This is a genomic window from Enterococcus sp. DIV1279b (genome assembly GCF_050531515.1).
In the GTDB taxonomy this organism is placed as follows: Bacteria; Bacillota; Bacilli; order Lactobacillales; family Enterococcaceae; genus Enterococcus_D; species Enterococcus_D casseliflavus.
In genome coordinates this window covers 1,307,697-1,332,257 of the sequence record NZ_CP172891.1, presented here as the reverse complement: position 1 = coordinate 1,332,257, position 24,561 = coordinate 1,307,697, and the positions used below count along the sequence as shown (strand labels likewise).

Genomic DNA, 24,561 nt, shown 5'->3' with positions numbered 1-24,561 from the left:
TGTTTACGCTTGAATTTCTTCCACGACTTTTTCTGTCATTTTTGCTGCTTCACTTGCTTGCTTTTTTTCAGCAGCCATTTCTAATTCGTACTCTTTTTTATCCGCAATTTTTAGAAACGGATACCACATAACAATACCGATCAGCATACAGATGATCATTAAGATCGTGTAGTTAAGCCCTCCTGAAAAGGGCATTTTGATAAAAGTCGGTGTGGTCCATGGCAATAGACTCATGGTTGGATTCAAGCTAATTGGGAGGATCGTTATTGCCAATCCCCAGGTCACAAAGCCAGCGATCAATTGTGTAAAGACTTGCGGAATAAAGAACAACGGATTCAAAATAATCGGCATCCCGAACATGATTGGCTCTGTGATGTTAAAGATCGACGGGATAAACGACAATTTTCCTAATTGTTTCATTTTTGCCGATTTGCTGCGGATCATAAAGAAGGTCACAAAGCCCATGAAGCCAGCAGCATACATGCCCATATAAATCACTGAAGGAATCAGATAAGGCAGCGCTTGTCCTTGTTGGTAAGCGGCAATATTTGAAACGACCATGGTCATACTAATCGCCCCGAGTGGTCCTTGTAAAACTGCATTATGAATTCCGAAAAACCATAAAACAGCTAATAATTCCATAATGATGATGATCGATAGCGGGCTGGCAACTAAGGAGTTCAACGGCGCATTGATCACATCGATAAAGAATTGGAAAATCGAACCGGATGAAGTAAACCCAAATAAGACACGTAAGACAAAGACGACTGCAAAAATGATCGTGACAACAAACACTGGTGCTAAAGATTGGGTTACCATTGGGGGAACACTATCCGGTAGCTTGATCATAATGTTTTTTCTCGATAAGAAAGCATAAAAGCGAGTGACCAACAAAGCGGTCAGCATGCCGATAAACAGTCCTTGCCCGCCTAAGAAATCAAGCTTCAAGGCACCAATCGTTTGTTCCACTGCTTGGCCATCTTGCATGACAGTTGTTGCGACGGTTTGTGGCATCAACATAATGAAACTAGCAAAAGAAATAATCGCTGAATTGCGTTCATTGCTTCCTAATTGTTTTGCGTAAGAATACGCCAAACTGTATACAACATACAAGGCAAAAACGCCAGTTGCTCCGTTGGTGATCGCTTCAACATGCTGGAAGATGCCAATTTTCGTCAAATAGTCCGTCCAACCAGGAATCGGAAAATTTCCAATGATCGTGATAAACGCAATTCCTAAAGTGATGGGACTTGTTCGAATAAAACCCTCCATCAAAGCGGCCAATACTTTGTTTTGTTGTAATTTTTGTGACATTGGTAATAGTTTGCTACTTAAAAATGCTTCTAATTTTTCCATTCTTTCTCACTCCTTTAGTTTAGATCGTTACACTAAGCATCGTTTCTTTTTGATCGATCCGCATTAGGAATCGATAAGTACCTTTGGTTATGTGTTTCTTCCCTTGATTGTCATAGAAAACAAGTTCTGACAACGCCAGTGACAATCTGCGCTCTTTTTCTTCTTGGGGCGCGAATGAGATGAGGTCACTCGCAATTAATTGGCGACTTGGACGAACCATTGCCGCTGGGCGCTGCATGAGATAAATTTGGATGACGGTTTCTGCAGCTATTGCCGATTGGTTTTTCACTCGATAAGCCAAATGGATTGTCTCGCTAGATACTTCACTACCAAGCCATTCACCAGTAAACGAACTGTAACTAAGACCTGTTCCGAATGCGAATAAGGGTTCATTTGATTCATCGCGGTATTTTGACAAAAAGCGATCAGAATGCTCACTATCTGTCAAAGGTCTGCCCGTTGGCAGTTGGGCACTGTATAGTGGGATCTGTCCTTCACTCCGAGGAAAGGTCATCGCCAGTTTTGCCGTCGGAGAAGCCTGCCCACTCAACAGATTGGCGATCCCGATCCCGCCCATCGTTCCTGGATACCATACGAGCAACAGACTATCAAATAATGCTTCCACTTGTGTTAAGACTAACGGTCTGCCAGTGTAAAGCACGCCAATCAAAGGCTTGCCAGTTTTTTTCAACGCTTGGATCAAACGAATTTGTTTCAATGGCAGCTGCAAATGAGCTTTTGATGCCCCTTCGCCGCTCTCCAAAAACTGCTCTCCAAAAGTCAAGACGATAACTTCGGCGGCTTCGGCGGCTTCCATGGCTTCCAAAAGCAACTGATCTTCTGGTTCGATCGGTCCATTCAGCTGTTCGATCCCGGCTTTTAAAGGACCAAATTTCTCATACGAGTCGAATAGATTGTATCCACGAGCAAAGATCAAGTTTTCGGGTGCGAAATGCTGCAGCAAACCGGTTTTTAAAGGAATCGTGTCTTGTGGCTTGCCGCTGACTGACGCCCAAAAACCTAAGGTCAACCGGCTTTCTCCATAAGGACCGATCACAGCGACGGTTTGGTCCTTTTTCAAAGGTAAGCTGCCCTCATTTTTTAACAGCACACAGCTTTTTTCTACTAGCTTAACGGCTAGCTCTTTGGCTTTATCCGACAAAACCTCTCCAGTTTGTTGCGTTTTCAACCCTCGATAGGGTTCCTCAAACAAACCTAATTGATTTTTTAGTACGAGAATTCGCCAGACTGCTTCATCCAGCAACGCGGCTAATTCGGGTTCTTTAATCAGTTCTGGCAAGTGCGTCGCATAGACCGATGTCATCATATCAAAATCAACGCCCGCTTCCAAACCTTTCTGAGCGGCCTCCCGTTCATCTTTGACAAAACCGTGGGGGACCAATTCTTTGATGGCGGCATGATCGGAGACCAGTACCCCATCAAAACCGAAACGTTCGCGCAAAATCTCTCGGTTCAACCAGCGGCTACCCGTTGCAGGTTCACCATTCAATATGTTGAAGGCCGTCATCACTAGCAGTGCTTGGGCTTCGATCGCCGCTTGATAGGGTTGCAAATATTCATTGAATAAGCGCTGATTGGACATATCGACCGTATTGTATTCTCTGCCCGCTTCAGGTGCACCATAACCAGCAAAATGTTTGATGCAAGCAGCAACGTGATTTTCTGCCACTCCTTGATCAAGATTGCCTTGGTAGCCGGTCACGACGCTTTTAGCAAAACGTTTTGCCGTATACACATCCTCTCCTGGCGACTCCATCACTCTGCCCCAGCGAGGATCGCGAACAAGATCCAGCATGGGTGAAAAGATCACATGAAGGCCATTTTGGTAACATTCTTTGGCGGTCATCTCAGCGGCTTGCCCGATCAAATTAAAATCGTAGGAACCTGCTTGGGCAAGGGGAATCGGAAAAATCGTTCGAAACCCGTAGATGACGTCCGACATAAACAGCATAGGAATCTTTAGTCGGCTGTGTGCTAACGTTTCCCTCTGTAACTGAATCAATTTTTGGTAATCGTTCACATTATAAATCGAACCAATCTCGTGAATCTTCAAATTTGGTGGAAGCCCTAAATCTTGCATCGGGCCAGTAGTCATCACCTCATTTTCAATGACTAAACTGCCATTCAATTGAATCGTCTGAGCGATTTTTTCTTCTGGCGTCAATTGCTGAAACAATTCTTTCAATTTTTTACTATCCATGTTTGCTCCTTCCTGTAACCGTTTTATTTATCTGAATTATAGAAAGAATCCTTCCTTAGATATACTAAGAAACTAGTGTTTATAATAAAATATTTATTGAATGCGAAAAAATTTACGTTATACTAAAAGAAAAACAATGTTTTGATTTGAGGTGTCTCATGAACAAAACAACACTTACGACCGCCATGGATCTGCTGTATCGCAAATATTTGATTCCAATGATCCTCTTGGATCAAGAAGGAACTCCTTTGTATCCCCCACTCACCTTAACAGCCCAGAATCCTCTGAAACACTATTTGGAAGAAACGAACGGCCCAGTTGCGAATCTCTATCATTACGGCAAATATATGCTTGGTTGTTTTGCATTTCAGTTAGCTGGAAAAACCTGTTATATGGTCATCGGACCCTGTGGTGTGATTGGTACACCAGATACGTCTTACCTGTTTCTTGAGCATGAATACCACTACAATGTGCACTACTCAAAAGAAGACAAATACTCCTTTGAAGAGTACATCCAACTGCTTTATACGCTGTTTGCGGAGCAGCCGTTGGCAAAAGACCAAATCCATTGGCATTACCAAACTGAATCCCACGACCGATCCATGCAAACAGATCTTAGCTTGGAAACCAATCTTTATGAACGCCGTGTGCATGAAGCTACCTTTGATTCCTATCATTTTGAATTGCGCTATCTTGACTACATCAAACGAAACGAGCCGGAAAAAGTAGTTTGGGTGTTTAACAAAATGAAAGAGACCTACAGTGTTTCCCTTTCCCCTCATGAACTTGAAGGCTTAAAACTAAAGTTTTCGGCTTTTGTCGCTGTCGTGACCCGCATGAGCATTGATGAAGGAGTACCAGTCAACCAAGCATTCGGCTTATCTGATTCCTTGATCCAAGGTCTGGTTTATATTCATTCTGCTGAGGAGTGCCTCCGCTATATCAAAGAAGCGACTTATCGCTTTATGGAGCTTTTACACAGCTACCCGCTGGCGAAAAAATCGCTGCTGGTCAAAACGATCGTGAATCATGTTGATAGCCATCTCTACGAAAAAGTGACCATTGATGACCTCGCTGCCATTACTCAAAAACATAAGACCCATCTGTGCAATCAATTCAAAAAAGAAATGAATAAAACGATCCACAGTTACATTCAGGAACGAAAAATCAGTGAAGCCAAGCATTTATTGTTGTTCACAGACTATTCCTACGAAAAAATCAGCACCCAATTAGCCTTTGCCAATCAGAGCCATTTTATCCGCAATTTCAAAGCAGTGACGGGGCAAACACCAAAAGAATTTAAAGAGCAGCATTACGCCCATGCTTTAAGTTGAAAACACACGCTTCGAAAAAAAATACTCATAAGCAATGGCTATCATTTTTAATAACAAGCGTTGTAAGCTATCCTTTTACTCAAATCAATTTGAATGAGGAGAGATAAAATGATCCAACTTGCTCGCTTGATCTTTTGGGTACCAGTCATCTTTTTTTCGTTAGGTTTGGTCTTCCTAACAAAACGACTGCCGCGTTTCACATGGGTTTCTCTAACGATCACTGTTTCTTTGATCATCTTTGTTTGTAAAATCTTAGAATACTCCTATGTCATGCCAGATATGAAACTAACCGTTTATTTTATGGGTTTCTTGATTTCTGCTAGTCTGCTTGGGTATATTTTTTATTTGCGTAGTAGAAAACGTTGACTACAGCTGCGCCTGACTCGCGCCAAAACACCCTCTTAATGCCTTTTGACTACAACAAAGACGAGCTATACCTATGAAGTAGCTCCTTTCATCCCCTTTCGAGGGGATTTTTTATTCTTCATCCTCACTCATTCTTATTCAATCTGCTTTGATGAAAAAATCACTTTTCGCCGATCACGGCATGCCAAGCCTTTCTCTCTGATTCCTTTCGTTGTGACACTTGCGATCCCTAAGAACACATTGCCTTCCTAAATAATTAAATATATAATAAAATTGTAAATTACCACATCATAACAAAGAATCATCAAACCTCTTGAAAGGAGCGTTTCCTATGAACTGGCTGACCTTTGTCGTTCAACCACTGACCCTGCTATTTTTTCTCACGGTTTTTTCCCTTGTGTATTTGATGCCTGAATCCGTTGTGCCTAAGCCAAAAATGAAGAAGTGGGCGTTGACTGTTTCTTTGATTTATCTGGCATGGCAGCTGCTGATTCCCTTTTTCTTCTTTGTTCTCTAAACCCAGCAAAAAAAGCGGCTCTCACAAAAGAGAGCCGCTTTGGTTTAGTTTTTAATCCTGTAACAAACTACCGCCATTGGTGGCAATCACTTCTTTGTACCAGTAGAAACTATCTTTGCGGGAACGGTCAAAGCTGCCGTTTCCTTCATCATCCGCGTCTACATAGACAAAGCCGTAGCGTTTCGACATTTCTGACGTGGAAGCCGAAACTAAGTCGGTACAACCCCAAGGCGTATAGCCCATCAATTCCACACCATCTTCGATCGCTTCATACATTTGTTCGATATGCGCCTTCAAATAATCGATGCGATAACTGTCATGGATTGAACCATCTTCTTCCACCGTATCCAAGGCACCTAAGCCGTTTTCAACGATAAACAACGGTACTTGGTAGCGGTCGTACAAGTTATTCAAAGTCACACGCAAGCCGATTGGATCGATTTGCCACCCCCAGTCAGAGGCTTCCAAGTAAGGGTTTGATTCGCCTAAAGAAAAGTTGCCAGCAGTTGCTTCGCCGCCTTCTTCAGGATTGTGGCGGGCAATAGAACTCATGTAGTAAGAAAAGGACATGAAGTCGACAGGGTATTGCGCAAGAATGTCTAAATCGCCGTCTTCGAAGGTCACTTCGATGCCGTTTTCTTTAAAGAAGCGCTTCGTATATGCGGGATACTTCCCACGAACTTGGACATCAGAGAAGAAGAGATTCTCGTGGTCACGCTTGATTTCTTCCATCACATCTGCTGGATTTGGTGTAGCTGGGTAAGCTTGCATTCGTGCCAACATCATCCCTACTTTGATGTCAGGATTGATTTCGTGGGCAAATTTTGTTGCTAAACTAGAAGCCACAAATTGATGATGCACGGCTTGATACATGTCAGAAAGGTTTTGTGTGCCGTCTTCGGATAACAAGGCACCACCAACATAGCCAGAGATCCCCATAATATTGATTTCATTGAAGGTCAACCAGTATTTGACTTTGTCTTTGTAGCGGGTCAACACGGTTTCTGCGTATTTGACGAACAAATCGATCACTTGGCGATTTTTCCAGCCGCCATAGTTTAACGCGATCCCGATAGGTGTTTCGTAGTGAGAGAGGGTCACTAAGGGTTCGATCCCGTATTTCGCACACTCATCAAACACATTGTCATAAAATTGCAAGCCTTCTTCATTTGGCTGAGCATCGTCACCATTTGGAAAAATTCTTGACCAAGCGATGGACAGACGGAAGGTTTCGAAGCCCATCTCTGCATACAAGGCGATATCTTCTTTGTAGCGATGGTAGAAGTCTGACCCCCAACGTTTTGGATACAAGCCTTCTTTGTCATTTAAGGCAAACAAAACTTTTTCCCGTGTCATTGGTGCAGCAAATTCTGCCATGTTTTTGCGGTCTTCTGGTTTGACAGCGATCGCTGTATCAGATGTGGCTGGACCACGTCCGCCTTCGTTCCATGCTCCTTCAAATTGGTTGGCTGCAGTGGCGCCGCCCCATAAAAAGCCTTTTGGAAATTGTTTTTCTGTCATGATTAGCCTACTTTCTTTTTCTTTAATAATCGACACAGCAGATCAGCAAGAAAGCATTCTTACTGATCCAGCGACGTGCCGATAAACGCATTTATTTTACGACTTCGATCAAATTGTCGTTCGCTGTTACTTCTTTTGACTGTGTCGTTTGGATGTCACTGTAGTCGTTAGAGTTTGTGACGATGACTGGTGTCAGTAAGGAATAGCCTTCCGCACGAATCGCTTCAGTATCAAAAGAGATCAATTTTTGACCGGCTTTGACTTTGTCTCCTTGGTTGATGTAGGCAGTAAAGTGATTGCCTTCAAGTTCCACCGTATTCATGCCGATGTGGATCAATAATTCTGTCCCATCCTCAGTGACTAAGCCGATGGCATGTTTTGTTGGAAACAAGATTTTGACTTCTGCATCTGCTGGAGCAGTGATTTCACCGATCGCTGGTTCAACGGCGATCCCTTTTCCCATAGCACCTGAAGAAAAGACTTTGTCTTCCACATCTGCTAAAGCAACCACTTGACCGGTTACTGGACTTTTGACTGTTTCATCTTTGACGCTGACAGAAACGGTTTTTACTTCTGGTGCTGGTGCTGCTGGTGTTGCTTGACCGTCGACTGGTGAATCAACAGTTGTATACAATGTTGGTACTTTCAACAACATCATGATGATAAATGACGCCACGATCGCAATCACTGTACCGATCGCCAAGTGGATCACGCTATGGAAGCTGCCTGTTGCTGGATCGATATATGCAGGATACAAGAAGATCCCCATACCACCCATTGCATAACCAGTGACGTTAAAGATTGACAAGTAGATACCGACGAAACCTGAAACTAAACAAGAAACGATAAATGGTGTTTTCATTGGCAACGTGTACCCGTAGATCGCAGGTTCAGTCACACCGAAGATCGATGAGATCAATGCTGGCATTGCGCCTTGTTTGACTTTTGGTTCTTTCGTTTTCAACCAAATCGCTGCTAACACACCCGTTTGCGTGAAACATGGTAGCACTGCGGCGGTCAAAATAATCGATGAGCCGTTTTGCGCCATATCCATGATCGCCAATGGCACAAGACCCCAGTGAAGACCAAACATAACTAATACTTGCCATAATGCCCCTAAAGCAAATCCGTAAATGATTGGGCTGAAATCGTACACTGCTTGGAAAGCAACACCGATCCAGCTAGAGGCTGTATTTGCGACTGGACCTACCACAAAGAAGGTCAACGGCACAGTGATCAAAATCGTTACAAAAGGAACCACAAACATTTTGACTACATCAGGTGTAACTTTGCGCATAAACTGTTCAATTTTCGAAGCGACAAAAATCGCTAAAATAATTGGCAATACGCTGTTGAAGTAGCCGCCTGCTGGCAAGGTCAAGGTTAGACCGAAGACTTTGCTCGCTTCAGCCACGCTTTCTGCTAAGCCAGGATAGACCATCGCACCTGCGATCGCTAATGCTGTATAGGTGTTCATCTTGAATTTCTTCGCTGCAGTGACGGCTAAGATCATTGGTAAGTATTGGAACAAACCATCGCCTAGGGTATTCATTACTACATAGATACCATTGGTCGCTTCCATCCCAGTTGCTGCCAGCAACGCCGTGATCCCTTTTAAAATACCGGCTGCCGCTAATGGACCTAAGAAGGGTTGGAAAAGGCTTGAGATAACATCGATGAAACGGTCAAACAAGCTGCCTTTCTTTTCGTCGCCTTCGTCGATATCAAGACTGCCGCCATCGGCTAATCCGCCGACTTTCAACACTTCATCATAAACATCTGGCACATGATTGCCGATAACGACTTGGTATTGTCCGCCTGCTTTGACGACGGTCACGACACCGTCACGTTTTTGCAAATAATCAGTGTCCGCTTTGCTTTCGTCTTTTAAGTGGAATCGTAAGCGAGTCACACAGTGTTTTACAGATGAGACATTTTCTTTGCCGCCAACGTGGGCCAAAATGTCTTGCGCTAATTCAGTATATTTTGCCATTTTGATTGCTCCTTTTTTATTGGTCATTTATATAGAAATAAAAAGACCAGCCATTTCTACAATAAACAAGTATGAGAGACCCCCTAAAAAAAGAGCGACGGGTTTCCTCATCGAGTATTGTAAGAAAGTGCAGGTCTTGCCAGCCGAACTGTAACGAATCCATTTCCATTCTTAGGTTAATTTTGAGTGAGCGGCTAAGTTACCGATATGCAGAATCAAATACATCAATTCCATATCGTTGACATGCCAGCCCTTTTGTTCAAATAAGTATTCTTTGATTGAATCTGCGGTTTCTTTTTCTTTTGGATAGCTGCTGAAGGCCAAGGTAATCATTGGATTTGCCAATACTGGCTCTTCTTTTTCTTGACTTTGTCGAATTAAATAATAGCGAATGTGGGTCACGAACCGTTGGAAGTAGGAAGAATTCTCATCAAACTCGATGTTCATGCTGTACTTAACGATCCGTAAAATATTGTTCGTCAACTCGGTGTGCTCATAAGCACTTTGATTGGCGCTTTTTTCAATTTGCGCATTGACGAAATGCAAAGTGATAAACGCAGCTTCTTCTTGTGAAAAATCGGGATACAGCTCTTTGCGGATCAACTCGACCGCTTGGACACTGACCGCATATTCCTTGGCATAGATTTTCTTGATTTCCCAATGCATGGGATTGGTCAAAACAATTTCTTGCTTTTGACGACTGATGGCAAACAAGATATGATCCATCAGTGTGAAATATACATTTGGATTGAAATCGGTTCCAACACTATCCCGAAAAAGACGCACGATTTCATAAATGACGGCCATTTGTTTTTCGTCAGCCTTCGTCATGACTTTCGACATATGTTCCACTGTCAAATCATCTTCTGGATAGTATTTTTTTTCGATTCGCTCAGCTGGAATCGGGTCACCCGGTTTCGTTTGAAAGCCGATCCCTTTTCCCATTAGGATCACTTCAACTTCATCTTCTTTTGAAAGTACAACATTGTTGTTGATCCTCTTGATAATCTTCACGAACGATCCTCCTTGATCAGCATAGCCCGTAAAAAACGTTGCATCCTTTGACGTCTATGCAGAAGGTCTTGTATTTTTTTTCTTTCTCTGACGTGCCGTTAAGTAACAAGGTGATTGACTGCTCTAGAAAGTGTTGCAGGCTATCGTCAAACCTAGCTGGCAGTTCGTTGTGTTTTACTTCTCCCCTCCTTTGCTGATCAATGACTGGACCTTACCTTGGAACCGGTTCTTTTTTAGCGAATAGAAATAATGGAGCAAAAAAAGAAGACCAAAGCAAAAAAGTGTACAACCCAAGAAACTTTGGGTAATCAACGCACTTTTTTCCTCTGGTCTTGCCTGCCGAACAGTAACGAATCCAGTAATGAGAACACTCTCATGTTCCGTTGAGATAATAGTACTCATTCTGAGAAAAAATGTCAACACTTTTTTTGCAAACGTTTTTCTTTTTTCGTTTTCGGCTTCGTTTCACTCTTATTTGAAGTGGATTTTTTACTGATAGTGAGGGGTTTTTCTGTATAAATCCTCTGTAACAGCTTGGGCATTTTTTATCCAACAGCACACAACACAAAAAAAACCGTAATCTTCGTATATTACGGTCATAGCTAGAAGGATGACGCTTTACAAAAAACGATCAATCACAAAGAATCAAAGAATTGGGGAAGGTCTGGTGCATGACAGACATTCAATGTGACTGACCGCTTTTAGCGATTCATGCGATTCATGACTTCCACAAACGAAAAGGTGTCTTTGAGAGGGGGAAGCAATCAAATAACCTTTCGATTCTTCAAGATGTTGCTCGATCCTGCGATAAAAACCGCAGAGAGCGAGGAAATTGCTGTTCCTATCATAAAGGAAACAGTCACAAGACTTATCATTGAAAGGTCAACGATAAGGTTTCGCAGAAAAGGCAGTACTAGTTTTTAAATGGGTTGATTTCCCAAGGGCCGAATGGTTCAAATTCCATGAAAAACTACCTCCTTTATTATTTGCTATACCTTATTATATTTGATAACATGTTATTAAAATCACATTGTTCAGAAATGCGTCACAATTAAGGAGGTCCCCCATGAAACAGCAAGGCTCTTTAATCAAAAAACTGCGCACAGATCGCAAAATCTCGCAAGCCAAGCTTGCCGAAGGTATTTCCTCACGCACCACCCTTTCCTCTTTCGAAAATCGTAAAACAAACCTCTCATCACAAACCCTGTTTGACTACTTAGACAAAATGAATATTACAGTTCATGAGTTCAGTCTGTTGATCGACAGCGAAGTCACGGATCAGAAACGTCAGCTGGTGCAAGATTTCTATACCCGATACTATGAGCGAACACTGACTCTCGATTACTTGGCTAACCTAGAAAAACGCTACTTTGAGACACAAAATTTTTTCTATTATTCTTTGTATGTCCAAGGATTGCTGCTGCTCAACCGTGAATCATTTCTGATGAATCAAGGAGCTTACACCCAAGAAGTCGAACTGGTAAAGCAATACTTGTTTGATATCGAAACCTGGGGGCGCTTTGAGTTAAATTTATTCTCAAATTTGTTATTTATTTTTGACCAAGAAACGATCAGTTATTACTTAGATCATGGGATCAAAAAAATCCTTCACTACGCCAATGATCCATTTTATGCAAATCTGTTAAGTGTCGTGATCTTAAACGGCTGTGCCTTTGCCAGCGAAAATAAAGATGCCTATCTACTAAACAAGTTTCTGCTTTTGTCTGAACCGCTACCCAATACTCCTCTCTATTTTTATTTAAAAATCCATCAAGTGCTGTATCAGGAAATATACTCGTATTTGCAATCCGCTCAGTTGAACAAAGAGATTCTAAAAAACACCTTAGTCGTTATTGAACAAGCGGGTTACCAGAACCATAAAGACGATCTCCAACAGTTGCTTGCTGCTGTTACCAATCGTGCGATTTAGCCGCTTATTAAATGGGCATTTATGTAATGTTATCTATCAAAAAAAGCTGATCTGTCAACGGAGCTCAGCTTTTTCGTCAATGTCATTCCAACCCGACCACGAAACAGCCGCTCGAAATGAAGGGGTCAACATTAGACTTGCTTCTTCCTTCTGCATGGACCAAGAAAAAACCAGCTAGGTTTTAGACCTAACTGGTTTTGTTTGGCAAAAGAAACGAACATGCTGCTGCCGTTTCATTTGTGTAATTTACTAACCGATTAACGAGATTCTGAAGTCACACCGATGGTTGCCCATGGGTTATGATCAACATCATATGCCCAGGTAAAGTTTGCGACACGATCAGAGATTGGTAAGATTTGATTTCGATACAACGTTGGGATCGCAAAAGCTTCTTCAATCGCATATTCTTGCCATGCATCAAAAGCAGCTTTCCGTGTTGCTTCATCAAATGAATCGATTGAATCGATCGCAGCTAACAATTCAGTATTTTCCTCTGCCTCGAAACGAGTGTAGTTAAATGCTGAATTTGGTCCCCATAAGCTTGTTGGTGATGGATCTGAACCAGTAGACCAAGCAGCTTGGAAGACATCGATATCTGGATCGTCGTTTTTCAACTTGTCATAGAAGGCTTGGAAATCGATCAAACGACCTGTTGAATATTGAACATCTAAACCGATTTCTTGCCATTGTTGAACATAGTAGTCCGCCAATGGTTGGGCAACTTCCCCACCAGACATTGACGCAAAGTTGATGGTCAATTTATTGCCATCTGGATCTTCCCGGAAGCCATCGCCATCCACATCGATGAAGCCAGCATCATCTAGAAGTTGATTTGCTTTATCCATATCTAAATGGTATCCTTCGGCATCACTGTTGTGCAACGTACCATAAACAGGTGGGATCAATGTCGAAGCATTTGAACGCAAGCCGTGGTAGAAACGCTCACCGATCGCATCATTGTCGATGGCGTAGCCCATTGCTTGACGTAATGCTTTGTTCGCCATTTTTGCATTTGGATCAAAATCAACACTGTTTGTTTCATCATTCCATGAACCTAAACTAAAGCCAAGATACGTGTAAGATTGTTCTGGACGACCTAACATTTGGTAGCCATCCATGTTTTGATACGTATCAAAGGTATCCGTTGGCATTTTTAAGACTAAATCGTATTGCTTCGCATTTAATGCTTCATTGATTGAAGCAGAAGGGACGTTACGCATCACGATTTTTTCTAAGGTCGGTGTATCGCCATAGTAATATTCATTCGGTACATATTCCACCGTTTCACCTGGTACGATATTACTCATTTTGTATGGGCCAAAACCGATTGGATTGGTTCGAACGGGATCACTTGAAGGCATATCTGCTACTTCAATGCCTTCAAAGGCATGTTTCGCTAGTGCAGAATGCCAGATCGCTCCACCGGATTGCTGCATACCTGGATGCATTTCTTTAAACTCGATTTCAACGACTTTGTCGCTGACTGCTGTGATCCCTGAGATCTTATCGGCATCGCCGCTGTGGTATTCTTCCATACCAACGATATTCGTAAAATCATTGTTGTAACGAACGCCATCATAGTCTTGATGTCCAATCACTTCATAAGAGAAGATTACGTCTTCAGCCGTTACATCAACCCCGTCAGACCATTTCAAATCCTCACGCAAAGTGATCGTTGCTTTGTTGTTATCGACATCTAATTCTAAATCAGCTGGTCCACCATTTACAACTCGAAAATCTTCATCTTGTAGGAACAAATATTCATGGCTTGGCAACATGAAGTCACGGTCATAAGCATCCCGATAAAACTCCCATTGAAACAACCCTTGGAATTGCGTATCTGTTACTACCGCAACATCTAAGACGCCCCCATCGATCACTTCATCGTTATTTTCAACTGCAAGCTGCAAATCATTGATATCAAATCCAGCTGCCTCAGTTGATGATTCTTGTGTATCTGTCGAACCTGTTCCACCTCCGTTACTTTGTCCGCAAGCCCCTAAAACAAGCGCTGCCAATAAAGTAATCATGCCAAACTTCGTTTTCTTCATACTCTTCCTCCTTATTTAAATCCCTTCCTCGTGATTCAGTGACCACTCGATCTTCGAATAAAAAAACCAAGCAAACAGTTTTTTTTATCTTAAAATGGCTTTTTTATTAGAAAATCTGAACGAGATTAACTAAATTATAACAATTTTCGTAAAATTCTTTCTGTCAATAATTTCATCGATTGATGAAATTATTGAAAAAAGGGCGATTCTCCTTGATAGATCGCCGTTATTTTTATTCGCATTTTCTTAAATTTTTCTTTTTCTCCCTTTTTTGGTTCTCATTTCTCTTCTTCTCCCGCTACTTAAAACTGTCAAAAAATACTTTTTTGTCGCTAAAAGGTGTGATACTATGAAAAAAAGGAGCGTTCAATGAAACTATGGCAGATAAACGAGTTTTCTTACAAACAAAATCGAAACCCTTTGCACCTATCTCACAGCTCTTAACCCAGCGCTTGCTTTTGGCGTATAGCATCGTCTTGATCCTCATTGGCTTGGTAGCTTCCTCTCCTCAAGCTTTGTGGCAAGGCTCGCTGGCAATCTTAAATGCCCCCAGCAATTTGATTTCTGATTATTTTGCGATCGGCAATCTTGGAAGCGCCTTTTTAAACAGTGGCTTATTGACATTGATCAGTATCCTTCTCGCGAAAAAGCAAGGAACGATTATTAGTGGACCAATGATCGCTGCTTTTTTTACCATATCTGGCTTTTCTTTTTTTGGAAAAAACATCTTTAACTCGATTCCCATTCCACTTGGTGTCTATTTATACTCTTACATACAGCAACGCCCCGCAACACAATATTCACTGGTTGCCTTATTTGGCAGTGCCGCCTCGCCGGTCATCAGTTACTTAGCATTCGGTTTAGGGTTGCCTTTACCCGTCGGGATCGCTTTCGGTTATGGGATCGGTCTATTGATCGGTTTGGCGCTCCCTCCTCTAGCAGCTCAATTTTTACAATTCCACCAAGGTTTTTCTTTGTATAATATCGGGTTTGCTGCTGGTATCATCACTATGTTTTTCACGAGTTTTTTACGCCTGTTCGACTTAGAAGTCTATTCAAACAAACAGTTGACGACGGAGTATCACTATTACCTGACTGGGTTCTTGCTCATTCTTTGTCTTGCTATGTTTCTTATTGGGTATCTTCTAAACCAGCGGTCCCTCAAAGGCTTGCCTGAGCTTTTTCAAACGTCAGGGAAACTAATGACGGACTATGTCACGATTTTTTCCCTTGGGGTCACGATGATGAACATGGCGATGATGGGGACGTTAATGCTGTTCTTTGTCTTCTTCTTACAAGGCGAACTATCTGGTCCCCTTTTAGGCGCAATACTGACCGTAATTGGTTTCAGTGCATTCGGGAATCACTGGAGAAATAGTTTGCCTGTCATGATTGGGGTGGTTTTAGCAACCAAGGTCGGTTTGACCTCTGATGTATCGACCTTCAGTTTATTGCTGACAGCGATCTTCGGCACCAGTCTAGCCCCCATCAGTGGGTACTATGGTCCAGTTGCTGGCGTAATCGCTGGGGTGGTCCATGCAGCCTTGGTCACAAATATCACCTATTTACATGGAGGATTGAACTTATACAATAATGGCTTTTCCAGTGGATTTGTCGCGGCAGCAATGGTACCATTGTTAGATGAATACCAGCAAATCAGAAGGCGGAGAAGAAAATGATTGAAAAAGAACGGGCACGGCGAATCGTTGATGAAGTGGTCACCTACTTTTTGTCCCATGACTGTCAAAAGATAATAAGTGAGATGGCCTTTGAAGCAGAGGGGTTTAAAGCAGTTGTGCAAGGTCAATTTCCAGAGCAGCCCTCTGATTTAGAACATTTTATCGACATGCTCAACACACCAAGAGATAGCACGTTAGAAAATTATTATGTGGAGCTGTTAGGCGGTCATCAAACGATCCATGAAGAAAAAGATTACTATTTATTAGGATTAATGATTGACGAAGCCGCCATTATGTATGACGAGGGCCAACTAATCGTTGAACTATTTCGCAAAAAATACAACTGAAAAGCCCTACGCAAAAAACGTTTCTAAGCGGTGACCTTCACCCTTTAGAAACGTTTTTTGTTCGTTTGTCGTGACAAAATTGAAAGTTTATTGATAGATTTTTCACACTACTTTTCAGAAAACCAGCGTTATACTTTCATCATAATAAAAAACGAGGTGACCGATAGATGAAAAAACTTCTGATTGGACTTGCAGCGCTCCTCCTCATAGGGTTCGGCGCATTGCAGGTCGCACAAACCGTCATCATGGGCGGCGACAGCTACTACGTCCAAATCACCACAGATGGTGAAAAGACGACTTCTAAGGATGACAATGGGAATGTCTATACTCAATACCATTACGAATTGCCAGGGTATGACGAGAACGGCAAAAGCAAAACCCTTGATTTCAATGGTTTCCAAGAACGACCATTGCGCAAAGAAGCCTATTTGAAGCTTACTTGGAACGAAAAAAAAGGGGTAACTGGCTATGAAGAGGTCAAAGAAAAAGACATCCCAGCCAAAGCATTAACCCAATTAAAAGGAGCGTAACGCAACGATGGAAAAAATTATTCAAGCAAATGAACTGACCAAAGTATACGGAAAAGCCAACGAAAAACAAACCGAAGCCTTAAAAGGCATCAGCTTTGATATTGAAAAAGGCGAATTCATTGGGATCATGGGGGCTTCTGGTTCAGGAAAATCCACCCTACTAAACATTCTTTCAACTTTGGATCATCCGACAAAAGGTGCCATTCGCATCAACAATAGCGATATCACCAAACTAAAAGGTGATGCCTTGGCAGATTTCCGCAGCCGCGAAATCGGCTTTATTTTCCAAGACTTCAATCTATTAGAAAACTTAACGGCTTCAGAAAACATCGCTGTGCCGTTGTCTTTACAAGGAGTCAAACCAAAGATCATCCAACAACGGATCAAACAAGTCGCAGAACGCTTGTCCATCACACATATTCTCGACAAGTATCCAGCAGCGATCTCTGGTGGACAAAAGCAACGGGTGGCAGCCGCTCGAGCATTGATCACGGAACCAACGATCCTTTTTGCGGATGAACCGACAGGTGCCTTGGATTCAAAAAGTGCGAAAGATTTATTGAATATGATGGACGACTTGAACACCAATGACCAAGTATCGATTTTATTGGTCACTCATGATCCCCTTTCTGCCAGCTATTGCCAACGTATTTTATTTATCAAGGACGGAAAGATCCATCAAGAAGTCAAACGTGAGGATCAAAGCCGCGAAGCATTTTACCGCCAGATCCTTGTCATTCTAGGAAACTTGGAACAATAAGGAGGAAGAACACATGCTTTGGAAACTATCACTTACCGGGATCAAAGCTCGGTTGAAGGATTATATCGTCCTCTTTTCTGGTTTAGTCATGGCTTCAGCCATCTTTTATATGTTCGAATCAATGGCAAGTAATGAAGCCTTTTTAAAAAGCAACTCGATCATCAGTATGGTGGTCTTTATCTTTCGTTTTGGTTCGGTCTTATTAGGGATCATCACCTTTGCCTACATCTTATACGCCAATTCTTTCTTGATGGCGATGCGACAAAAAGACTATGCCATGTTTATGATGTTAGGAGCCAAAGGACGAAAGATCGCCCAAATGATTTTTATCGAAACCTTTATGGTAGGTATTGTTGCCACCGCCGTCGGCTCTATCTTAGGGATCGGCTTAGCAAGTGGTGTCAATACTTTGCTAGTCAATCAATTAAACTTGCAGATCACCCATTATGCATCATTTAGTCCAAAGGCATTGATCGTAACCGTCGTCTTCTTCTCGGTTCTCTTTTTGATTGCTGCCATCTTCAATGCACGGGCAATTGCCAAAAAATCGATTTTAGCATTATTACGGGAAACAAGCACGCCCACACAAGTCAAACAACGACCATTCTTGCTCTTCTTGCAAACCATTTTAGGTCTTTGTTCCTTAGCCATCGGCTATTATATGATGAGCGACTTGATGAAATTCCAATTGATCGGGATCGGGATCGCCCTAGTCACCATTGTTCTTGGCACATACTTAGTCTTTCGATCGGTGATCATCACTATTTTATCCCTATTAAAGAAGAACGATACGATCGCGTTAAAAAAGTTAAACAATTTCACCTTGTCTCAATTAAGTTTTCGGATTCGTGAGTATACCCAGATGCTTTCGATGGTGGCGATGCTCTTTGCTTTAGCATTAGGTGCCTTGACGGTTGGTCTTGGCTTTAAAAACGAGATCCCTATCTTAGCAAAAACTGTTGCCCCTTATGACCTATATTTGAACAATGCTCAAAATGCGTCTGACGAAAAAGTCAACGCGTTAAACCCGACCCTTGATGTGACCTACAGCATGAAAGAAACGGATGACACCATTTATTACGTGAAGGAACAATTCAATGAAAACAACTTGCTCAGCTCCAGTATGGATCAGATGAGTGTCGATGTCACTTACAACAAGCTGACTGGCGATCAATTAGCTTCTGATGTGACCGCCCAAGACCAATTGCGTAGCTACCTCTTACCAGAACAACGAGGTAAGGAGATCCAAGTCGTGGATCAAACCGCTTTTGGTGCGGTCAATGCGCCGGAAACTAGCTTGCGAATGGTACAAGTCAAAGACTTCCAAGCAAGCTACGATGGTCTGCGTGATTTGGCGCAAGCAAATCAAGACGCAAATTCTTCAGAAACCGCCGATATGAATTTTTCACAACGGGTCTTCGCCTACGACAGCTATAACGGGATTTTCTCTGGTTTTGAATTTATGGGCTTCTTCCTAGGCATCGCCTTCTTGACGATGTTAGCTAGCTGCCTGATGTTCAAAATTCTTTCAGGGGCAAACAGCGACATCCAACGTTACACGATGCTGAAAAAAATCGGTACCCGCACGCGTTTACTAAAAAGCTCGATCCGCAAAGAGATTGGCGTGCTCTTCCTAGTTCCTGGTATCTTAGGAATGATCCATGTCTTGTTCGGTCTAAAAATGTTCACCACCTTGATGATCGATCCGTACCATGACCTATGGCTACCTTTTGGTATCTTTATCGCCCTCTACGCCATTTATTACGTGGTGACTATTGGGTTATACACCAACATTGTTTTAAACCTAAAGAAAAAATAACAATCACTCTCTGAATTGCTCAACGCAAAGAGACCATCAAGCCATAAAGGGCATGATGGTCTCTTTCATTTTTTCGTTTTTTCTCGGACAAAGGAAAGTAATCTTAGGGTTTGACCCCTAGATGCATCGCCGCCGCACCTCCTGCATAGCTTTTGACTTGCAACACATCAAAGCCAGCTGCCTGAAACTCACGTTTCAATGCCTCTTTGTCAGGAAAATCCCGTGCCGACTCCTGCAGCCAGGAATATTCTTGATAGCTTTTGGCGAACAGTTTGCCAAATAACGGCATGACATGGTGAAAATAAAAAGTAAACAGCTGCCGCCAGCCGATCAGTGTGGGCTGTGATGTTTCGAGACAAACGAGTTTTCCGCCTGGGCGCAACACCCGATGGATCTCCGCCAAGACTTGTTGGCGATCTGCGACATTTCTCAACCCGAACCCGATCGTCACATAATCAAAGTGCTCGTCTGGAAAGCTTAATGCCATCGCATTGCCCGTCTGCCACTGGATCTGCGTTTGTTGCTTTTTCTGTGCCTTTTCTTTGGCAACCGTTAACATTTCTTCGCTAAAATCAACGCCGGTCACTTGCCCCGTCGGACCGACCGCTTCATTCAACGCAAACGCCCAATCCCCGGTCCCGCAGCATAAATCTAATATCTCAGCACCCATTGGTACTGCCATTCGTTTCATGGTGTCCTTGCGCCACCGTTTGTGCAGCTGAAAAGAGATAATACCGTTCATTCGATCATAACGGGAAGCGATCGATTCAAATACATCATGTACTTTGGTTTCTTTGGCTGTTGTTGCCATTGCGGCACGTCCTTTCTTTGTTCCCTTCGTTTTGCTGTTGCTTCACGTGCTTCTGCTTTTTAGTCTAGCACGAAAAAACCTGCGGAACAAAAACTCTGCTTTCTCCTTTTCCTCCAGTCATTTTCCCACCAAAAAACAGCCGTTCCTACATAGATCCCCGCGTTGTTGACCGAGGCAATTCGGTCAGCAACAAGCGGATCCAGCAGTGAAAGACTGTTCTTCTAGCTTTTAAAGCAGGTTATTCAGGTTTAATCGATGAAGTCCCAGATATTGTTCCAATAAGAAACACGGTCTGCGCCATTTTCATCTTTGTAGCGCACAGAAATCAAATTACGGATGTCATGGACAGGAATATCAAGGGTGACAGAATCCGTGACAGGTCTTTGCTGCACGTTGTATGTTCGATAAAAGGTTCCATCCATATAGACGTCAAAGGTACTAAGATTGGAGTAAAAAATCTGCAGCTGATTGTTATGAACAGCAAGGTTGATCAACTCACCAGTGACAGCGCGTGTACCGGTCTGAAGCGTGAGACTGTCTTCCCCTATCAGGATGTTTTCCGTCTCTGGTTGATTCCCCGAAACTCTTCCGTTGATCGTTACCGGGGTCAGAACATTACCAGCAGCTGCCTGTTCATCCACTCGAGCAGTCAAGTTCCATTCCATGCGATCCCCCGGTGCGATTGGTCGTTCTAAGTGGATCGTGATACGATCGCCAGAAAGACTAGCCGAGACTATATTGTCTTGGTACACGAGCGCATCGACATTTAAGAACGTCAATAAATTCGGCGAGATATCTAACGTCACGACAGCATTCTCAATATCGTCTTTCCCAGAATTTCGCGCATCGTTGCTTTCTACGATCGTTCGCAAGATCAATTGATTACCCACTGTGATAATCGGATTGCCTTCTTCATCACGATCAAAGCTTTGCGGTACTCGCAACGTAATCGATGGGTCAGAAGGTCGAATACTGGTGACTTCAAAGGAGAGCGCTGGTGGGAAACGATCATCGCCAATGGCATCACGATACCCTAAATAGTCCTCGTAATCGCTGGCGGACGGATTCGTGCTCCCCAACTGACCATTGGGTTCCGTCGTGGTCGTATCTGGTAAGGTTCCTACGAAATCGTCGTAGCGATCATTTGCGAAATCTTTTGCGTAAAATTCGATATACACATCCTCTTCAGGAACAAGGCGACGAGGTAATTGATACTGCCATGGTACGGAATTGCCTTGTTCGGCATCAAGCGTAATGACATATGGGTCACCTGAAGCATCACGGATCAATCCTTGCGCGGTACTCGCATAAATGGCGACCCGCTCTTTTGGCTGATCGTCTTGCGGAGAATGAAAATCCATGATCCCCGAAACTGTTGTCGTCCGTTCATTAAAGACCTGATCCTCTGCCACTTGCAGACCAGTCGGTGGTCGTACATCCACGACGACCGCATCAGGCAAAGCGGCAATACTCTCTTCTGTTGCATGAATAAAAATCGAATCGTCAACACCCTCCATCGTGGGGTCTAATCCCCGATGGGCACGCAGCACTTCAAAACGTTGACCTGTCTTGAAAAAGTCGTCCCGCGTCCATGCGATCACACCATTATGCACCTCACCAAAAACATCGACAGTTGATTTGGAGGAAAGCCATTGCGTTTCAAGCTGGTTGCCTGCTTCGTCCTTCAAAGCAACTTCCACCCAGACTTCATCTTCCCAGGCATCACGAATCGCCCCCGTATATTCATACGGAACGACCGCTTTGGCATAAAAGGTTTTGTCGGCATTGGTCGGGGTCACTAAGTGCTGGATCATTGGCGGATAATTATTGGCAGAAAATCGCGTGTAGGCATTCCCGCCCCTAAAAGTCGTACTGTTGAATTCATTTGAAAAAGGCTCTCCCGGCTGCGGACTAACGATTTGTGCAAAATTGACATTGCCTAGTTGATAGCTCAGTGGATTCCAGAAATTGTCCGGATCACCATCTAGATTCACTCCGTTGCGTTTTTCCCAAACCGCTAGTCCAACACGATTAGACGTAAAGGTACTGTTGCGATTTGTGTTTGAGAAGGCTTGTCCGCCATTCGGACGGTTATTTCGGAAGTCATAAAACAGTGGTTCGTCGATAGTGAAATTACTTACATTGGTGGAACTGATAATACCATTGTTGGCTCCACTTGTATGCCCCTCCATTCGAAAGGTAGCATCTTTGCCAGCTAGAAATTCGAACCCACCACTTTGTCCCCAAACTGCTGGTCCCCTGTGAGCATAAATATGAATTCGACTGTTTTCGTCTTTTGCATTAAAGACCGAGGTTCCACTGCTATCAAGGGGAAACTGAATCCCTTGTCGACCTGCTCTATCTGCACCATTACTGGCAGTAATGGTGGAAGCGGCTGACGGATCAAATTCTCGTTCTTCATCATTGTACTGATCGAATACGGCAAAGCCTGTTTCATCAATATAGATGCCGTCATCTGCCGCAGTCCTGGTGCCTGCATGGTTAAAGATGTTCAATTGGCCAGCTGACTCCACATAGAACTCGTTATCTCGACCATACATCCGCACTGCAGCCGCATTGCCATGGTATTTGACGATATTCATTCTCCCTTGGTCGGCAAGCACAAAGGTCTGTTCCCCTACTAAGCGAAACCGCATGACAGAAGCATAGTCATGATTTTGCCCATCGCCAAACAGATTGAACTGCGACCCTTCTCCCGTCACCGTCACATTGCCACCGAGTTTGGTGGTCGCTCCCGCTTTTGAAATTTGATTGACAAAAGAAGGGGTTCCTTGCGGTACACCATTCGTGGGACTGGGCGCTCTAGAATACGAGTTTACGACCGCCCCACCAGAAATAATCGTACGAGAAAACTTATTTTGCGTCTCATCCCGCCGTCCAATCAAGGAAATGATTGCACCGTCAGCTCCAGCTAAGTCCATTTGTGACGAGGCATTTAAAACCGTGCCTTCACCTTCGACTTCAAAAATCACCTCGTTGGTACGTCCTTCAAGATTTGCCCAAATTACTTGTCGCTGGACGCTGTAGAGGTCTACTTTGGAACCCTTATTGACTCGAAACGAGGTTGAAATGTTGTTGTTATTTGGATGAAGTCGAAAAATCGGCCGAGTATTTGAGATCTTGACATCCGCCTCATCGGTGATCAAGACACTTTTGACATTAAAGCTGCCATTATCATTATTAGTACCTGCCGTTGGATTTCTGTGAGCCACCCAATGGAACGTTCCGCGAATCTCGAGATTTCCTTGCTGCAAATAAAGGAAATCATTGCCCGTACTGCCCTCTAGCACACCACTTTTTGCCTCAATATTTTCTATTTTGACTGTCCAAAAAGCCGATGCTGCCAGCGATTGTTGATAGATCAATGCATCTGTAGATCTATTGCTTCCTTGAAAATCGATCATCATGTTTTTTAATTCAAAGACCGCCGGCTCACGATCATGGGTAGTCGTCAGTTCAAAGAAACGTCCAGTCGGAATCGTGGTATTGTTTGGTGTCCCATTCGTGTTGAAACGCTTCGGTGTGGTCAGGGTAAAGCCATTCCCATCGATGGACACCGACCGGTTCAACGCAGCTAAACGATTGTTGGTCTCATTCGTATACTCAGCGGTAATGTCAGCGAGAAACACGATTTCAGAGATCGATGAATCGCTAAAAGCAGCCCGCAGCTCTTGATAGTCCGAAACTTCGGCACGCTCTCCTTGTGTCGCCCGTTCTGAAAGCAGTTCGACTGCCGCTGACTCATTGGTTTCCTGCTGCTGAATGTCAAGCAAGGCTACTTCTTCTACAGCCTTGTCGGCTTCCAATCGCAAGGTTTGTCGTTCCTCGAGAGAAGGCGGAGCGATTTTTTGCAGCGTCCGGTTTCCCCGCTTAAGAACAAATTCGATGGCGTCTTCTTCTCCTAAAGAGACTGGTAATGCCAAGGACAACGTTTCTTCCGTAGGCGCCACTTCGATTTCCACACCATAAACACCCTCTTGTTCAGCTGGATGCAAGGTCGCTTCTTCCAGCTCAAGCATTTCAAACATTTCTAATGACACCAGCGCTTCATGATTCGCCATCAAGAAAAGCGTCTCGCCCGCAGCTTGTTCCGATTCGATCGTCAATACATATTGTCCTGTTTCTGGGTCAAAGTGACCGGACACTTCATAAGAATTGCCACCATGGATAGCAAAGACCGCATACAAGACAGAAATAACGATAAAAACCCCTAATGCAGCGGCAGCCAGTTTGATTTTCGAGACAGTCGCTAGAACAGTAAATGATTTCATCTAGGCACCCCTTTCCTTTG

The 24,561-nt window shown here is 43.3% G+C and carries 17 protein-coding genes; 9 read left to right on the top strand and 8 right to left on the bottom strand.

The window, feature by feature from the left end:
* Window positions 1-3: 3 nt before the first annotated feature.
* Both IGI71_RS06140 and IGI71_RS06135 read right to left on the bottom strand, forming a co-directional pair.
* On the bottom strand, window positions 4-1,356 hold the full coding sequence (locus IGI71_RS06140) for a PTS sugar transporter subunit IIC (protein WP_430616262.1): 1,353 nt from the start codon (window positions 1,354-1,356) through the stop codon (window positions 4-6).
* Window positions 1,357-1,375: 19 nt separating this feature from the next.
* Complete coding sequence (locus tag IGI71_RS06135; RefSeq protein WP_413130573.1) at window positions 1,376-3,577, bottom strand: glycoside hydrolase family 3 N-terminal domain-containing protein; 2,202 nt, start codon at window positions 3,575-3,577, stop codon at window positions 1,376-1,378.
* Between the two features lie 158 nt (window positions 3,578-3,735).
* Here IGI71_RS06135 and IGI71_RS06130 point away from each other — a divergent pair, with 158 nt between their 5' ends.
* The 3 genes from IGI71_RS06130 to IGI71_RS06120 all read left to right on the top strand — a co-directional run bounded on the left by IGI71_RS06130 (window position 3,736) and on the right by IGI71_RS06120 (window position 5,794).
* A complete protein-coding gene (locus tag IGI71_RS06130; protein ID WP_413130572.1) occupies window positions 3,736-4,911 on the top strand; it encodes a helix-turn-helix domain-containing protein in 1,176 nt (391 codons plus the stop codon).
* Between the two features lie 108 nt (window positions 4,912-5,019).
* Window positions 5,020-5,277, top strand: coding sequence for a hypothetical protein (locus IGI71_RS06125; RefSeq protein WP_005225681.1), 258 nt, complete (start codon window positions 5,020-5,022; stop codon window positions 5,275-5,277).
* 331 nt (window positions 5,278-5,608) lie between these two features.
* Entirely contained in the window at window positions 5,609-5,794 is a 186-nt protein-coding gene (locus IGI71_RS06120; protein WP_218213082.1) for a hypothetical protein, read from the top strand.
* Between the two features lie 51 nt (window positions 5,795-5,845).
* On the opposite strand, the gene IGI71_RS06115 is transcribed toward IGI71_RS06120, so the two are convergent.
* The 3 genes from IGI71_RS06115 to IGI71_RS06105 form a co-directional block, all read right to left on the bottom strand.
* A complete protein-coding gene (locus IGI71_RS06115) occupies window positions 5,846-7,315 on the bottom strand; it encodes a glycoside hydrolase family 1 protein (protein WP_430616261.1) in 1,470 nt (489 codons plus the stop codon).
* Between the two features lie 91 nt (window positions 7,316-7,406).
* Window positions 7,407-9,308, bottom strand: coding sequence for a beta-glucoside-specific PTS transporter subunit IIABC (locus IGI71_RS06110; RefSeq protein WP_430616260.1), 1,902 nt, complete (start codon window positions 9,306-9,308; stop codon window positions 7,407-7,409).
* A 171-nt stretch (window positions 9,309-9,479) separates the two neighbouring features.
* On the bottom strand, window positions 9,480-10,322 hold the full coding sequence (locus IGI71_RS06105) for a PRD domain-containing protein (protein WP_430616259.1): 843 nt from the start codon (window positions 10,320-10,322) through the stop codon (window positions 9,480-9,482).
* 1,066 nt (window positions 10,323-11,388) lie between these two features.
* Here IGI71_RS06105 and IGI71_RS06100 point away from each other — a divergent pair.
* A complete protein-coding gene (locus IGI71_RS06100) occupies window positions 11,389-12,252 on the top strand; it encodes a helix-turn-helix domain-containing protein (protein ID WP_430616258.1) in 864 nt (287 codons plus the stop codon).
* Window positions 12,253-12,509: 257 nt separating this feature from the next.
* Here IGI71_RS06100 and IGI71_RS06095 read toward each other — a convergent pair whose 3' ends face one another.
* Window positions 12,510-14,303 (bottom strand): oligopeptide ABC transporter substrate-binding protein, encoded by a 1,794-nt coding sequence (locus tag IGI71_RS06095; protein WP_430616257.1) that lies wholly within the window; start codon window positions 14,301-14,303, stop codon window positions 12,510-12,512.
* 377 nt (window positions 14,304-14,680) lie between these two features.
* Between IGI71_RS06095 and IGI71_RS06090 the strand changes: the two genes are divergently transcribed.
* The 5 genes from IGI71_RS06090 (at window position 14,681) to IGI71_RS06070 (ending at window position 19,438) form a co-directional block, all read left to right on the top strand.
* Window positions 14,681-15,982, top strand: a complete 1,302-nt coding sequence (locus IGI71_RS06090; protein ID WP_430616256.1) for a DUF1576 domain-containing protein — start codon at window positions 14,681-14,683, stop codon at window positions 15,980-15,982.
* A complete protein-coding gene (locus tag IGI71_RS06085; RefSeq protein WP_005225673.1) occupies window positions 15,979-16,329 on the top strand; it encodes a hypothetical protein in 351 nt (116 codons plus the stop codon). The genes IGI71_RS06090 and IGI71_RS06085 overlap by 4 nt, the downstream gene beginning before the upstream one ends.
* Before the next feature lie 167 nt (window positions 16,330-16,496).
* Window positions 16,497-16,859, top strand: a complete 363-nt coding sequence (locus IGI71_RS06080) for a YxeA family protein (RefSeq protein WP_010747916.1) — start codon at window positions 16,497-16,499, stop codon at window positions 16,857-16,859.
* 7 nt (window positions 16,860-16,866) lie between these two features.
* Window positions 16,867-17,619, top strand: coding sequence for an ABC transporter ATP-binding protein (locus IGI71_RS06075; protein ID WP_016610385.1), 753 nt, complete (start codon window positions 16,867-16,869; stop codon window positions 17,617-17,619).
* Between the two features lie 13 nt (window positions 17,620-17,632).
* Complete coding sequence (locus tag IGI71_RS06070) at window positions 17,633-19,438, top strand: ABC transporter permease (RefSeq protein ID WP_430616255.1); 1,806 nt, start codon at window positions 17,633-17,635, stop codon at window positions 19,436-19,438.
* A 103-nt stretch (window positions 19,439-19,541) separates the two neighbouring features.
* On the opposite strand, the gene IGI71_RS06065 is transcribed toward IGI71_RS06070, so the two are convergent.
* Both IGI71_RS06065 and IGI71_RS06060 read right to left on the bottom strand, forming a co-directional pair.
* Window positions 19,542-20,249, bottom strand: a complete 708-nt coding sequence (locus tag IGI71_RS06065) for a demethylmenaquinone methyltransferase (protein WP_151196002.1) — start codon at window positions 20,247-20,249, stop codon at window positions 19,542-19,544.
* Between the two features lie 248 nt (window positions 20,250-20,497).
* On the bottom strand, window positions 20,498-24,541 hold the full coding sequence (locus IGI71_RS06060) for a pectate lyase-like adhesive domain-containing protein (protein ID WP_430616254.1): 4,044 nt from the start codon (window positions 24,539-24,541) through the stop codon (window positions 20,498-20,500).
* Window positions 24,542-24,561 lie beyond the last annotated feature (20 nt).